This is a genomic window from Bacillus solitudinis (assembly GCF_002797395.1).
In the GTDB taxonomy this organism is placed as follows: Bacteria; Bacillota; Bacilli; order Bacillales; family Bacillaceae_D; genus Halalkalibacter_A; species Halalkalibacter_A solitudinis.
The window spans coordinates 2,558,376-2,573,556 of record NZ_KZ454943.1; the positions used below are offsets into that span (position 1 = coordinate 2,558,376).

General features: G+C 38.2%; 11 protein-coding genes. All 11 read left to right on the forward strand.

The genetic code is table 11. The features are described 5' to 3' along the window. The first annotated feature begins 69 nt into the window (after positions 1 to 69). The 11 genes from CEF19_RS12375 to CEF19_RS12425 all read left to right on the forward strand — a co-directional run bounded on the left by CEF19_RS12375 (position 70) and on the right by CEF19_RS12425 (position 15,128). Positions 70 to 1,479, forward strand: a complete 1,410-nt coding sequence (locus CEF19_RS12375; protein WP_100406336.1) for an alanine/glycine:cation symporter family protein — start codon at positions 70 to 72, stop codon at positions 1,477 to 1,479. 173 nt (positions 1,480 to 1,652) lie between these two features. Continuing rightward, positions 1,653 to 2,972 (forward strand): polysaccharide biosynthesis protein, encoded by a 1,320-nt coding sequence (locus CEF19_RS12380; protein ID WP_100406337.1) that lies wholly within the window; start codon positions 1,653 to 1,655, stop codon positions 2,970 to 2,972. Positions 2,973 to 3,206: 234 nt separating this feature from the next. Then, positions 3,207 to 4,619 carry a PTS system trehalose-specific EIIBC component gene (treP, locus tag CEF19_RS12385; protein ID WP_100406338.1) on the forward strand — a complete coding sequence of 471 codons (1,413 nt, stop codon included), beginning with the start codon at positions 3,207 to 3,209 and terminating at the stop codon, positions 4,617 to 4,619. Between the two features lie 114 nt (positions 4,620 to 4,733). Further along, complete coding sequence (gene treC, locus CEF19_RS12390) at positions 4,734 to 6,401, forward strand: alpha,alpha-phosphotrehalase (protein WP_100406339.1); 1,668 nt, start codon at positions 4,734 to 4,736, stop codon at positions 6,399 to 6,401. Positions 6,402 to 6,426: 25 nt separating this feature from the next. Beyond that, positions 6,427 to 7,146 carry a trehalose operon repressor gene (gene treR / locus CEF19_RS12395; RefSeq protein WP_100406340.1) on the forward strand — a complete coding sequence of 240 codons (720 nt, stop codon included), beginning with the start codon at positions 6,427 to 6,429 and terminating at the stop codon, positions 7,144 to 7,146. A gap of 74 nt (positions 7,147 to 7,220) precedes the next feature. Continuing rightward, complete coding sequence (locus tag CEF19_RS12400; RefSeq protein ID WP_100406341.1) at positions 7,221 to 7,700, forward strand: glutathione peroxidase; 480 nt, start codon at positions 7,221 to 7,223, stop codon at positions 7,698 to 7,700. 264 nt (positions 7,701 to 7,964) lie between these two features. Continuing rightward, on the forward strand, positions 7,965 to 9,851 hold the full coding sequence (locus CEF19_RS12405) for an ABC-F family ATP-binding cassette domain-containing protein (protein WP_100406342.1): 1,887 nt from the start codon (positions 7,965 to 7,967) through the stop codon (positions 9,849 to 9,851). A gap of 144 nt (positions 9,852 to 9,995) precedes the next feature. After that, complete coding sequence (locus CEF19_RS12410; protein WP_100406343.1) at positions 9,996 to 10,751, forward strand: DeoR/GlpR family DNA-binding transcription regulator; 756 nt, start codon at positions 9,996 to 9,998, stop codon at positions 10,749 to 10,751. Further along, entirely contained in the window at positions 10,748 to 11,653 is a 906-nt protein-coding gene (gene pfkB / locus CEF19_RS12415) for a 1-phosphofructokinase (protein WP_100406344.1), read from the forward strand. Before CEF19_RS12410 ends, pfkB begins: the two co-directional genes overlap by 4 nt. A 14-nt stretch (positions 11,654 to 11,667) precedes the next feature. Further along, positions 11,668 to 13,536 carry a PTS fructose transporter subunit IIABC gene (locus tag CEF19_RS12420; protein ID WP_100406345.1) on the forward strand — a complete coding sequence of 623 codons (1,869 nt, stop codon included), beginning with the start codon at positions 11,668 to 11,670 and terminating at the stop codon, positions 13,534 to 13,536. A 194-nt stretch (positions 13,537 to 13,730) separates the two neighbouring features. Then, entirely contained in the window at positions 13,731 to 15,128 is a 1,398-nt protein-coding gene (locus CEF19_RS12425; RefSeq protein WP_100406346.1) for a Glu/Leu/Phe/Val family dehydrogenase, read from the forward strand. Positions 15,129 to 15,181: the final 53 nt, after the last annotated feature.

The window sequence follows — 15,181 nt, forward strand, 5'->3', positions numbered from 1 at the left end:
TTTGTTTTATGGGTATACATAGAAGAGGTACTAATAATAAAACTGTAAACGGTAGAGAGGATGATAACAATGTTGTGGATCGAACGCATTGTTGACGGTGGGAATACACTGTTATGGACTTATGTTCTTATAGCTTTGCTTCTTATTTTAGGTGTTTATTTCACCGTAAGAACGGGGTTTGTTCAGGTTCGTTTGTTTAAAGAAATGTTCAGATTAATCGGGGAGAAGAAAGACGGGAAAAATGGTATTTCTGCTTTTCAGGCATTCACGATTAGTACGGCATCAAGGGTAGGCACAGGGAACCTTGCTGGAGTAGCCCTTGCTATTGCTGTAGGTGGACCTGGAGCAGTTTTTTGGATGTGGGTGATAGCCTTTATAGGAATGGCCACTTCCTTTATTGAGAGTACACTTGCACAAGTGTACAAAGTAAAAGATGGTGACCAATTTCGGGGTGGTCCTGCCTATTATATGGAAAAAGCTCTAAATGCTAGATGGTTGGGTATTATCTTTGCTGTGTTAATTACTTTATGCTTTGGGTTGATTTTTAACGCTGTACAAGCGAACACAATTACCCTTGCTTTTGAAAATGCATTTGGTGTCAACCGTCTTCTTGTTGGGGTTATTATTGCATTTATAGCAGGACTTATTATTTTCGGGGGAGTAAAAAGAATTGCAACCGTTACTCAGTATGTTGTACCAATTATGGCTATTCTTTATTTAATCATTGCTTTCTTCGTTGTTTTAACCAATTTAACACAAATACCAGCAGTTATTCAGTTAATCGTTTCAAGTGCTTTTGGATTTAATGAGGTTGTTGGCGGGGGAATTGGAGTGGCGATTATGCAAGGTGTACGCCGTGGACTTTTCTCGAATGAAGCTGGGATGGGTAGTGTGCCAAATGCTGCGGCAACAGCCAATGTAAGTCATCCTGCTAAACAGGGACTTGTTCAATCTTTAGGTGTGTTTGTGGATACCATGATTATCTGTTCAGCGACGGCATTTATGATTTTACTAACAGATGTATATCAATCGGGGGAATCAAATGGCATTGTTTTAACGCAGTCTGCCTTGACTCAGCATATTGGTGAATGGGCATCTAGCTTTGTTGCGATTGCAATACTTTTGTTTGCGTTTAGTTCAATTATAGGAAACTATTATTATGGCGAGACGAATATTGAATTCATTAGAGAAAATTCGATTTGGCTTATTATCTACCGCATTGCTGTTATGCTAATGGTTGTTCTCGGGTCGGTTGCGGAAATTATGTTAGTATGGAATTTGGCCGATCTCTTTATGGGATTGATGGCTGTTCTTAACTTAGTCGTTATCTTCCTTCTTGGAAAGGTAGCATTTTCCGTCCTCCAAAATTATATTGAACAACGAAATCAAGGGAAAAACCCTATGTTTTCATCTGAAATGATACCGGAACTTAAAAATGCAGATTGTTGGGATGGCAAGTCGGAAAAGCAACAACCATAAATAACTTTAGTGGAATTAGTCTTAAACCCTCCAAAAAAGTGAGGTCACTGAAAATGGCGAAAATCCCTTTTTTAGTGGCCTCAAAAAATTGGAGGGTTTTTCTTCGACTTGACCCATATTTTCTTAACTTGTCTCATATGGATAGATAAGAGAAGTGGAGAAGGAGAGAAGATATGAACCGATTTTTTCGAGGGGCCCTGCTGTTAATTGCTGCTGCATTTGTAGGAGAGTGCTTAGAATTTCTAATTAATATAATCTTAGCTAGAGAGTTGGGAGAAGAAGGATTAGGGTTTTATATGTCAATTCTTCCGACGATCATTTTTGTGGTCGTTATTGCTAGTATAGAACTTCCTATTTCTATTTCTAAATTTGTTGCTGAAAAGGACGAAATTTATCATCGGAGTATGCTGGTTCATGCTCTTCGGTTTGCCTCAATATGTGCAGTTGCCTTTATGATGATAGCGTTAATTGTTTTTCCTCTTATTCCTGTGTTTGAAAATTACCATCCGTGGGTTAAGTGGCTGTTAATTATATTGATCCCGACCATTGCATTTTCATCGGTGGCACGTGGTTATTTTATGGGCGCACAAAATATGAGGAAGATTGCTATTGCAAACTTTCTAAGAAGGGCAATACAATTGGCGCTTCTTATCGTAGTCTTTACATTCTTCTCTTTTGAAACAGAACTAGCAATATTTATTTCACTTTGCACGTTAGTTGCAACTGAAATGGTGGTACTTGCTTATTTAATGATCACCTTTCTTATACAGATGCGTGTATTAAAACATAATCCACGAGCAGAGCTACAAGGAAAAAAAGTACGCAAGGCGTTACTAGAGGTCTCTTTACCTACAACAGGGTTAAGAATTTTTCATGCTGCCTCTTTTGCTATAAAGCCATTTCTTATTAAAGAGGCTTTAGTTAGAGCGGGTATGGTCGATACAACTGCTATGGTCCAATATGGGAAGCTTGCGGGGGTTGCCTTTACAATTGGCTTTTTTCCGGCCTTTATTGCTCATTCGTTGCTGATTGTGTTAATTCCAACCGTTTCGGAAGCTTACTCTAAGAATGAAATTAATAAACTTACAAAACTACTTAGACAAGTGATGCTCATTACAGCCGCATACGGGTTCCCTGTTATGGCTTTGTTTTATTTGTACTCAGAGCCTTTAACAAGCCTGTTTTTTGAAGACTCTCCAGCAGCATGGTATTTAAAGATATTGGTTCCTTATTTTTTATTTCATTATTTTGTTATTCCGATGCAAGCCTACTTAATTGGATTAGGATTGGTCAAAGATGCATTCTTACATTCCTTATGGGCAACAACGATTTCGTTTATCCTCATGTTTGTACTAGGTTCTATGCCTAGTTTACAAATGGATGGGATTATATTAGGAATGAACATGGGGGCAGTTCTATTAACCCTTATGCATTATTTAACAATTTGCGAGAAAATTGGACTAACCATATTCTTAAGGAAAAAGAGATCATAAAAGGTTCCCCAAAAGGTTAACATAACCTTTTGAGGAACCTTTTTTGTATGTTAAGAGGTTGTTTAAAATGCTACCTACAAAATTTGCAATGAGTGAAATTAGTTGACTATCATGTATATACAAGTTAAAATGAAAGCGCAGACAGATTGTATATACAGGTTTGAAATATCGTAAAAAAGTAAAAAGGTTGAAAGAAAAGAATTAAAAACCTTTTTATCAAGGAGGGAAAATAAGATGAGTGCAATTAAGGAGTCAGCTAAGCAAATTCTAGATGCACTAGGTGGGAAAGAGAACATCGCCTCTGCAACACACTGTGTCACACGATTACGTTTAGCTTTACATGATGAAGGTAAAGTGGATAAAGGTGTCTTAGAATCTATTGATGTTGTCAAAGGTTCATTTTCTACGAATGGACAATTTCAAGTCGTTATTGGTCAAGGAACAGTAGATAAAGTGTATGCAGAATTGATTGAATTAGCTGGTCTAGCTGAAGCGACTAAGGAGGAAACTAAGTCTGCGGCAGAGAAAAATTTAAATCCCCTGCAGCGCGCTGTTAAAACTCTAGCAGATATTTTCATTCCAATATTACCAGCTATTGTAACAGCAGGTTTATTAATGGGGATTAATAATATTTTAACGGCCCCAGGTATTTTTGCAGAGCAACCAGTTATTGAGCTTTATCCACAATGGGCTGATTTTGCAAGCATCATTCATTTAATTGCTAATACCGCCTTTGTCTTTTTACCAGGATTAATTGGTTGGTCTGCAGTGAAGCGTTTCGGTGGGAACCCGCTTCTCGGAATTGTACTAGGGTTAATGCTCGTTCACCCAGATTTACTTAATGCATGGGGATATGGAGAAGCGAAAGAAGCAGGTGAAATTCCTTACTGGAATTTATTTGGCCTAGACGTTGCGAAGGTTGGCTATCAAGGCCAAGTATTGCCTATTCTTATTGCATCTTATGTGTTAGCTACTATTGAAATTGCTCTAAGAAAACGAATTCCTGACGCTTTTCAATTATTAATCGTTGCGCCAGTTGCTTTACTTATTACAGGCTTTCTTGCATTTATTATTATTGGTCCAATAACATTTGCAATTGGGAACGGAATTACAGCTATGTTCGTTGGGATTTTCGATAATGTACCAGCACTTGGTGGGTTGTTGTACGGAGCAATTTATGCACCACTTGTTATTACTGGTATGCATCATACATTTCTTGCAGTTGATTTACAATTAATTGGAAGTATAGGTGGGACATTCCTATGGCCAATCTTGGCATTATCTAATATTGCACAAGGCTCAGCTGCACTTGCAATGTACTTTGTTTTAAAGGATGAGAAAGTAAAAGGTCTTTCCATGACGTCTGCAATTTCTGCGTATCTCGGGATAACGGAGCCAGCAATGTTCGGGGTAAACTTACGCTATCGCTTTCCGTTTATTTGTGCAATTATAGGTTCTGCAATTGGGGCAGTTTGGATTACTATGAATGCGGTAATGGCGAATTCTATTGGTGTTGGTGGTCTACCGGGAATTTTTTCAATTGAAGCGGGAAAATGGCTGGTGTTCTTAGTCGGTATGGTAATTGCTATCGTTGTACCTGCTGTTTTAACCTATCTTTACGCGAAATTTAAGAAGGGTAATTTTTAATTAAACGCTTGATTAAAGACCATTAGCATCAAACAGCCTAACCGTTGTAGCTAGTGGTCTTTCTTATTTAGGGAAATTGAGGCAATACTTAATAAGCTGAAGGAGTGTGCGAAAATGAAAGAATGGTGGAGAAAGTCAACGGTCTATCAAATATATCCAAAAAGCTTTAATGATACAACGGGTAATGGTGTAGGAGACCTTCAAGGTATAATAGAAAAGCTTGATTATCTAAATGAATTAGGAGTAGATGTTATCTGGTTAACTCCTGTTTATTCCTCGCCCCAAAAGGACAACGGCTATGACATTAGTGATTATTACTCAATTCATGAGGAATACGGGACGATGGATGATTTTGAAGAGCTTTTAGATGAAACACATAGACGTGACATGAAATTGATTATGGACTTAGTTGTGAATCATACATCAACTGAGCATGAGTGGTTCAAACAGTCAAAGTCGTCTAAAGAATACCGTGATTATTATATTTGGAAAGACCCAATTGACGGAGGTGAACCGACTAATTGGGTTTCGAAATTTGGTGGTTCAGCTTGGGAGTTTGATAAGGGAACCAGCCAATATTATCTACATCTTTTTGATGTGACTCAAGCTGATTTGAATTGGGAAAACCCTAAATTGCGTAATGAAGTATATAAAATGATGCACTTTTGGTTTGAAAAAGGGATTGATGGCTTTAGACTTGATGTTATAAACCTAATTTCTAAAGATCAACGTTTCCCAAATGATGATGGGACAATACCACCAGGAGACGGAAGGAAATTTTATACAGATGGTCCTCGTGTTCATGAATATCTTCAAGAAATGAATGAGAAAGTATTGTCAGAGTATAACAGTATGACCGTTGGTGAAATGTCCTCCACGACGATTGACAGCTGTATTAAATACTCAAATCCAGGCCGTAATGAACTAAGCATGACTTTTAACTTTCATCATTTGAAAGTTGATTACCCCGATGGTGAGAAGTGGGCCGTTGGAGAAATGGATTTCTTAGGATTAAAGAATATTCTCTCTACATGGCAGGTAGCAATGAACAAAGGAGGCGGGTGGAACGCGTTATTCTGGTGTAATCATGACCAACCTCGTGTTGTCACACGCTACGGTAATGATGGTACCTATCATAAAGAATCAGCAAAAATGTTAGCAACGACCATTCACATGATGCAAGGAACACCTTATATTTATCAAGGTGAGGAATTTGGGATGCCAAACCCTAAGTTCGATACCATCGAAGAGTATCGGGATATTGAGACGTTAAACGCTTATAAAGAGTTAAAAGAGAAGCAGTTATCAGAGCAAGAGGTTATGGATATTATTCAAAGAAAATCACGTGATAACTCGCGTACACCAGTTCAGTGGAACGATAAGTTGCATGCTGGATTTACTACAGGTGAGCCTTGGATTGGAGTGAGTCGTAATTATCAAGACATTAATGCAGAGCAAGCACTAAAAGATAAAGATTCGATATTTTATCATTATAAAAAGCTGATAAATTTACGAAAAGATTTTGATATAATCACATATGGTGATTACAAATTATTAGATGAGAATGATGAACAATTATTTGTCTATTTACGTACGTGGAATAATGAACAGCTCTTAGTCATTAATAATTTCTTTGATGAGAAAGCTACTTATCGTCCATCAGAAAACTTATTAGAAAAGAACGCCACTCTTCTTCTGTCAAATTATCAGGAGCATCAACAGATTAGCAGCCAGATGACGCTTCAGCCTTTTGAGTCTCTCGTTTATCTTTTTAGAACGTGATAAACTTAGGGTGGGTGAATTGGGAATGACTAAAAATAAATTCAAGCTTATTTACGACGATTTAGCAAAACAGATACAAGGCGGAACATTAAATGTAAATGATCTCCTTCCCTCAGAGCATGATTTGTCAATTACGTATCAAGCTTCACGAGAAACAATTCGTAAAGCCTTAAAACTTTTGTCGGAGCATGGTTATATCCAAAAAATGCAAGGGAAGGGTTCAGTCGTTTTAGATATGAGGAAAATTAATTTTCCGATTTCAGGATTAGTTAGTTTTAAAGAATTAGCCGAAAAAATAGGGAAACGATCAAGTACCACTGTTATTTCATTACAGGAATTCACGTCTCAAATACGAATTCTTGAAGAAATGGAGTTATCTGATCCTGAAGAGGTTTGGGAGATTATCCGTGTACGTGACATTGACCAAGAACGAATTATTTTAGATAAAGATTATGTCATGAAAAGGGTTGTACCTTCCCTTACCAGAGAAGTGTGTGAACATTCAATATATGAGTATTTTGAAGAAAACCTGGGCTTATCGATAAGTTTTGCTAAAAAAGAAATTACGGTAGAAACACCAACAAAAGAGGATAAATTGTTACTTGATTTGGATGGCTATTCAAACATTGTTGTGGTTCGGAGTCATGTTTATTTAGAAAATGCTATGTTATTTCAATACACTGAATCACGACATCGACCTGATAAGTTCCGTTTTGTTGACTTTGCGAGGCGGGGAAAAAACTAAAGTTTATCATTCGTTTCTTTTAGCTTAGTTGGTTGTTATGAGTATAATCATTGTTGTGAGAGGTGGGGGAAAAGTTGTCAGTTCATGAATACACAGTACGAACACCTAATGGAGAAGAGGTCTCGTTATCAGATTATAAGGGACAGGCACTCCTTATTGTAAATACGGCAACAAAATGTGGGCTAACTCCGCAGTTTCAAGGTCTAGAAACATTATATCAAACTTATAAGGACGAGGGTTTTGTTGTTCTAGGGTTTCCGTGCAATCAATTCATGAACCAAGAACCATTAGGAAACGAAGAAATGATAAAAACCTGTAAGTTAAATTACGGCGTTACCTTCCCTCTTTTCGAAAAGGTGCTTGTAAATGGTACAAATGCGCATCCTCTTTACCAATATTTAAAAAAAGAACAAAAAGGTATTTTAAGTAACAAAATTAAATGGAATTTCACCAAGTTTCTTGTTGATCGGAATGGTCAAGTTACCGAACGATATGGTCCAAATGTGGAGCCTGGAAAAATTGAAGACGATATTAAAGAAGTTCTACTGAAGTAAGAAGTCTATTGATTTGCCTCTAATCAACTTTATGTCTTTAATAGTTAGTTGAAATGCACCTCTAAAATCAAGGAAGAAAAGACTTGTATCCATTAAGGAATAATGAGTTTTTTTTCAAGCTTTTGAGGTGCTTTTTGTTTGTAATAAAATGTAAAATCGATATCAAGTACTTAAACCACATCTAGTCATGTGAACATCGTGCATCCAAGGTAAGATTGCTATACAATAAGATTAAGAAATCATGTGCAAAGGACGGACGTTACGATGAGTATATTGCAAGTTGAACAATTGACGAAAACCTACGGAGATAAAACACTTTTTAATAATCTTTCGTTTACAATTTCAAAGAAGCAACGGATCGGTGTCATCGGTATCAATGGAACAGGTAAATCTACATTATTAAAGGTTCTTGCAGAGATTGAGGGAATGGACAAAGGTAAGTTATCACATGCAAATGATTTTCATGTCGAATATTTATCTCAGCAACCACAACTAGAGGAAAATCTAACTGTCCTTGAGCAAATTTACTTTGGTGATTCCTTAGTGATGCGAACAATGAGAGCTTATGAGCAAGCTATGTTGAAACTAGAGGAAGATCCTGAGAACGAAACATTACAAAAAAGCCTTTTACAGGTACAGCAGAAAATGGATGAGGTTGCAGCTTGGGAAGCAAGTACAACTGCGAAAACTGTGTTAACTAAATTAGGAATAACCGATTTTACAGCGAAGGTTGAGAAATTATCTGGAGGTCAAAAGAAGCGGGTGGCAATTGCGAAAGCACTCATTCAACCTGCAGATCTATTATTATTAGATGAGCCGACGAACCATTTAGATAATGAAACGATTGATTGGCTAGAAGGCTACCTCGCCCAATATCAAGGGTCTCTTATGGTCATTACTCATGACCGTTACTTTCTAAATCGAATCACGAATCAAATGTTTGAGCTTGACCGTGGGAATCTCTATCAGTATGAAGGGAATTATCAAACCTATCTTGAAAAGAAGGCCGAACGAGAAGATCAAGAAACCCTGCAAGAAGGTAAGCGGCAAAATTTGTTGCGAAGGGAGCTTGCATGGTTGCAACGTGGTGCAAAGGCAAGAAGCACAAAACAAAAAGCACGTATTCAACGAGTTGAAACGTTAAAGGATGATCAACCTTTAACAATCGTTCGAGACTTTGATTTTGCGATTGGCACAACACGGTTAGGCAACGAGGTTATTGAATTGCAAAAAGTGTCTAAATGGTATGAAGATAAATTATTATTTAAAGACCTTAGCTATTTAATTGTTCCAGGAGAAAGACTCGGAATCATTGGTCCTAATGGGAGTGGGAAAACTACTCTATTAAACATTCTTGCTAATCGGATGTCAGTTTCAGAAGGCAATGTAAAAATTGGAGAAACAGTCAAAATTGGTTATTATACACAAGAGGATGAAGAGATTGATGGAAACTTACGTGTCGTAGAGTACATAAAAGAGATTGCTGAAGTTGTTCATACAGTGGATAAAGAGGTTATTACAGCGGAGCAAATGCTCGAACGCTTTTTATTTCCTCGGTCAATGCAATGGACATATATCCGTCGCTTATCTGGTGGAGAAAAACGCAGACTATACTTACTTAGAGTACTAATGAGTGAACCAAATGTATTGTTTCTTGATGAACCTACCAATGATTTAGATACACAAACGCTAACTGTATTAGAAGATTATCTAGAACAGTTTCCTGGGGTAGTAGTGACGGTTTCACATGATCGCTATTTCTTAGACCGTGTAGTGGACCATTTACTGACGTTTGAGGGAAATGGAACGGTTAAACGGTTTCAAGGGCATTACAGTGATTATTTGGAGCAAAGAAAACTAGAGCTAGCGGAATGGGCTAGCACTGAAAAAATAGCGAAGGTACCTGTGAAAAAGGAACAAAGAAAAAAACTATCTTATCATGAACAGGTGGAATGGGATGGAATTGAAGATAAAATAACAGAATTAGAGCTAAAGAAGGAAGAACTTGACGAGAAAATTTCAAGTGCTGGGAGTGACTTTGGGAAAATTCAAGAGTTGATGAATGAACAGGAAGTAGTCAGTGAAACTCTTGAGAAGACGATGGAGCGTTGGGAAGAACTATCATTATTTATCGAAGAAATAAATAATTAATAACAAACGGCGACCTTGAAAGGGTTGCCGTTTTAGTTAAAAATACCCAAGCAAAAGAAAAAATTAAGTACTATTGAAATATTTTGATTGATTTTGGTTATTTGTGATTATATACTTATTATTAAGAAATAAGAGGTGTTTCTCTTGCTTACTGTTGAACGTCAAGAACGTATAATTTCACTTTTGAAAGATAGGTCAATTATTAAAATTCAAGATATTGTTGAAGTAACTGGGGCATCAGAATCTACTATTCGTCGTGATTTAACAGAGTTAGAGTTAGCGAAAAGATTAAAGCGTATACATGGTGGAGCAACTTTATTAAAGAGGAAATTAGACGAACCATCAATGGCTGAGAAAACAATCAAGAACAGTCATGAAAAACAACGAATTGCTCAAAAGGCTGCTGAATTCGTTGAGGAAGGTGATTGTATATTTCTTGATGCAGGAACGACCACTTTTGAATTAATTTCATACTTAAAGGGGAAAAATATCGTTGTTGTGACTAACGGACTAATGAATACCTCAGAGTTGATTGAAGCAGAAATTGAAACACATGTACTTGGGGGCTATGTGAAGCCCGGAACACGAGCATTTGTGGGACCAAGTGCGGTTCGTACGTTGGAAACATTTCGTTTTGATAAAGCATTTGTTGGTGCAAATGGTATTAGTATGGATGATGGTTGTACGACACCTGATTCACAAGAAGCATTTATAAAGGAGCTGGCTATTAAGTTCTCGAGAGAAAGCTTTATTTTAACTGATCATACCAAATTTGGGGAGACTTCTTTTTCGAAGTTTGCTGACCTCCATGAGGCAACTGTTATTACAAGTCAACTGGTTGATCAAGAATATTTGAGAAAACTCTCAGCAAAAACAATAATTGAGGTGGTTCAAGCATGATTTATACCGTGACCTTAAATCCTGCTGTTGATTATTTTGTCCATGTAGACAAATTCCAGCTTGGTCATGTTAATCGTTCAACACATGAAGATAAAGCTCCGGGCGGAAAAGGTATTAATGTATCTAGAGTGTTGAAGCGACTCGGCCATCAAAGTGAAGCTCTGGGGTTCATAGGCGGATTTACAGGGGAATATGTTAAGAAAACGATTGAGACAGAAGGGATAACAACTAGCTTTATACAAGTGAACGGCGACACTCGAATAAATGTAAAGATGAAAAGTGACACAGAAACAGAGCTAAATGGAACTTCTCCAGTTTTAACCGAGAGTAACGTAGCTGCACTAAAGGAGCAACTTAGGGGACTCACATCAGAAGACACGCTTGTTTTAGCAGGAAGTGTCCCGAATACATTGTCAGAAGACATTTACAATGAGTTAATGTCTTCTGCAAAAGGTGTGAAAGTCTTTATGGATACAAGCGGCATAGCTTTAAAGCATGCGGTAAAAGCAAAGCCGTCTTTTATTAAACCAAATCATCATGAGCTATCTGAGCTTTTTGATGTAGAGTTTACTTCTCCTGATGAAGCCATCCCTTATGTAAAGAAGCTTGTCGATTCTGGTATTGAGTATGTTCTCGTCTCGTTTGCTGGGGACGGAGCAGTGTTAGGCACAAAAGGTAAACTATTGTTTGCCAATACACCTAAAGGGGTGGTTCGGAACTCAGTGGGTGCGGGAGATTCAACGGTTGCAGGGTTTCTTGCAGCAAGATTGGAAGGTATGTCACTCCCAGATTCCTTTAGATTTGCCGTTGCATCGGGAAGTGCAACAGCATTTTCAACGGATTTTTGTCAGCGCGATGAGGTTTTAAAGTTAGTAAATGAAATCACTATAAAAGAATGGTGAAAGGGTGAGGGAAGATGAGGATATCTGATTTATTAAAAAGAGATACAATGCTTTTACAATTGAAAGCATCGGAAAAAGAAGCTGTTATTGATGAGTTAGTAAATAAGTTGAATCAAGCAGGTCGTTTAAATGACCGAGGTGCATTTAAGGAAGCTATATTAAAAAGAGAAGAGCAGAGCACAACAGGAATTGGTGAGGGGATTGCTATTCCTCATGCGAAAACGGCAGCTGTAAAAACCCCGGCAATTGCTTTTGGCCGCTCTCAAAAAGGTGTTAATTATGAAGCGTTAGATGGACAACCGAGTTATCTATTCTTTATGATTGCGGCATCTGAGGGAGCCAACAATGAACATTTGGAGACGTTATCGCGTTTATCTACATTTTTAATGGATGATGCGTTCCGAAAAACATTACTGGAAGCTCGCACAGAAGATGAAATCATTGCAGCAATTGACAGAAAAGAACTAGAGGAAGGCGAAGAACCAGAACCGGACTTGTCGGCGCCAAACAACGGTCTTCGTATTCTTGCTGTAACAGGTTGTCCAACTGGAATTGCCCATACGTATATGGCAGCAGATGCTTTAAAGGAACAAGCCAAAAAAGTTGGTGTTGGGATTAAGGTTGAAACCAACGGTTCTGGTGGAGTGAAAAATCGTCTTACTGATGATGAAATTCAAAAGGCTGATGCTATTATCGTCGCTGCTGACACAAAAATTGAAATGGAGCGTTTTTCTGGGAAACCAGTTATTCAAGTTGGTGTAACAGATGGAATCCGTCGTCCGAAAGAATTAATAGACCAAGCGCTTGAAGGAAGAGCACCAGTTTACAATGGTGATGGTCAAAAGAGAGAAGAAGGTTCTGCTGGTAAACGGACTGGATTTTACAAACATTTAATGAATGGTGTATCAAATATGCTTCCTTTTGTTGTCGGGGGCGGGATTTTAATTGCCATTTCATTTATGTTTGGGATTGAGGCTTTTAATCCAGAGCATGAAAGCTACAATCCTATTGCTGAAGCATTAATGACAATTGGTGGCGGTAATGCATTTGGATTAATGATTCCAGTACTAGCTGGTTTTATTGCTATGAGTATTGCTGACCGGCCGGGATTTGCTGCCGGTATGGTTGGTGGTTTTATGGCGGCAACTGGTGGTGCAGGCTTCTTAGGCGGTTTAATTGCAGGTTTCCTAGCAGGTTACTTAGCGCTCGGGGTTAAACGAGTTCTAACGGGTTTACCGCAAACTTTAGAAGGAATTAAAACAATTCTTTTTTATCCCGTTCTAAACATTCTTCTAACGGGACTAATTATGTACTGGCTTATCGGGCCGCTTTCCGCAATGAATATCGGAATGCAAAATTGGTTAAGTGGAATGGGTACGGCAAATATGGTTGTTCTCGGACTTATCTTAGGTGGAATGATGGCAGTTGATATGGGAGGACCTATAAACAAAGCAGCATTTACATTTGGGATTGCAATGATTGATGCGGGGAATTTGGCACCACATGCAGCTGTAATGGCAGGGGGAATGGTTCCCCCACTCGGTATTGCTCTTGCAACAACAGTCTTCAAGAAAAAATTCACTAAACAGGAACGTGAAGCGGGAAAAACAAACTATATTCTTGGGGCATCCTTTATAACAGAAGGTGCAATTCCTTTTGCAGCGGCCGATCCAGGTCGAGTGATACCATCAATTATCGTTGGATCCGCAGTGGCAGGTGCGTTAACAGCGATGTTTGGCATAGGATTACCGGCTCCTCATGGTGGTTTGTTCGTAGCGTTTCTTGTAGAGGGTAGTTGGATACTTTATTTATTATCTATATTAATTGGTGCAGTTATTTCTGCTTTGATGATTGGGTTATGGAAAAAGAGTGTAACAGTATAATTAAAAGCAACGATGGATTTTTCCATCGTTGTTTTTTTACATAATATAGAAAGTTGTTTATTGAGGGCTTTTTTCGATTTCTATATCATAAACATGTTATCCTAAAGTTAAGAGAACATTTACATCCAGTTTTAGTTGACAACAAATAGGGAATCACTAAAAATATGAACCATTTTTCTAGGGAGGGATGTAAGATGGAAAGTCAGGAAACGAGAAGCTTAATTGAAGAGGTTATGGAAGATTTATCGCAACGTCAAGGCTTTTTGGGAATTGAAGATGAAGAAAAGAGACATTATGTCTGCTCTTCTGCTAAAGAAATTTTGAAAACAACGGATAAGATTATTAAAAGCTACATACGTGTATCCACAGAAAAAAATGGACTTATGAGAATTCCTGCATACCGAGTGCAACATAACAACATAAGTGGCTTTTATAAAGGTGGTATTCGCTTTAGTGAGTTTGTGAATGAAGAGGAAGTAGAAAATCTGGCTATCCTAATGACTCTGAAAAACGCACTTCATCGACTTCCATTTGGGGGAGCAAAAGGTGGGGTACATGTTGATCCAAGAAAGTTCTCCGAGAAAGAATTGAACTTAATAAGTAAAAAGTATGTCCAACGTTTTGCACGTGACATTGGTCCGAATCACGATATTCCAGCGCCAGATCTAGGAACAAACGAAAGAATTGTTGATTGGATGGTAGGTGAATATAAAACGATTCATCCTGGGCAAGTATATCTTGGTTCATTTACAGGTAAAAGTGTTGAAAATGGTGGGGCTAAAGGAAGACGTGAGTCAACAGGCAAAGGAACATTTCTAAGTTATTCCTGGTTGCTTCAGGAGTGGGCTCAGAATAATTCAGAAGATGAGATTGTCAACCGCGGGGCGCAATGGGAAACTGTCAATAGACTACTTGAGCAAGAGAAGCAAGGTACGCCTATTCGCGTTGCAGTTCAAGGGTTTGGTAATGTCGGAAGTGTAGCCGCATCAGAGGCATATCAATATGAGAAGCTCAATCACCAAGTGGTAGCTGTTTCTGACCGATTTACCACGTTGTATCATCCAAACGGACTAGATATAGGGAAACTAACAGCATATACAAAAAAGGGTAGAGACTTGCCAGCAAATAGTGAACAGTTAACAGAGGCTGGAATCGAAGCCGATATTATGCAAGTAAAGGATGTACTAACGATTGATACAGATGTATTAATACTAGCGGCGGTGGAGAATCAACTTGTCGTGGAAAATATGAGAGAGGTGAAAGCGAAGATCCTAGTTGAGGGGGCGAATGCGCCTATCTCTCGTGAAGCTGACGAGTATTTTGAAGACAATGGAAAAGTGGTCATTCCTGATATTTTGGCAAATGCAGGAGGGGTCATTGTCTCATATCTTGAATGGAAGCAAAGTCGCGTGACTGAGCTTTATTCAGAAGAAGATATTTTATCAGATATGTCTGCGCAAATGATTCAAACTTTAAAAGCTGTTTACGATGCGTACTTTTCGTCTGTGGAAAACACAATGAGATTTACATGCTTTTCTCTCTCTCTTGAACGGCTAGCAGGCTTGCTTTATCGTCAGGGAAAACTTTATTGAAAAATAAGCTAGCCAAGCTTGGCTAGCTTATTTAAAAGGCTGTTGCATAGCTT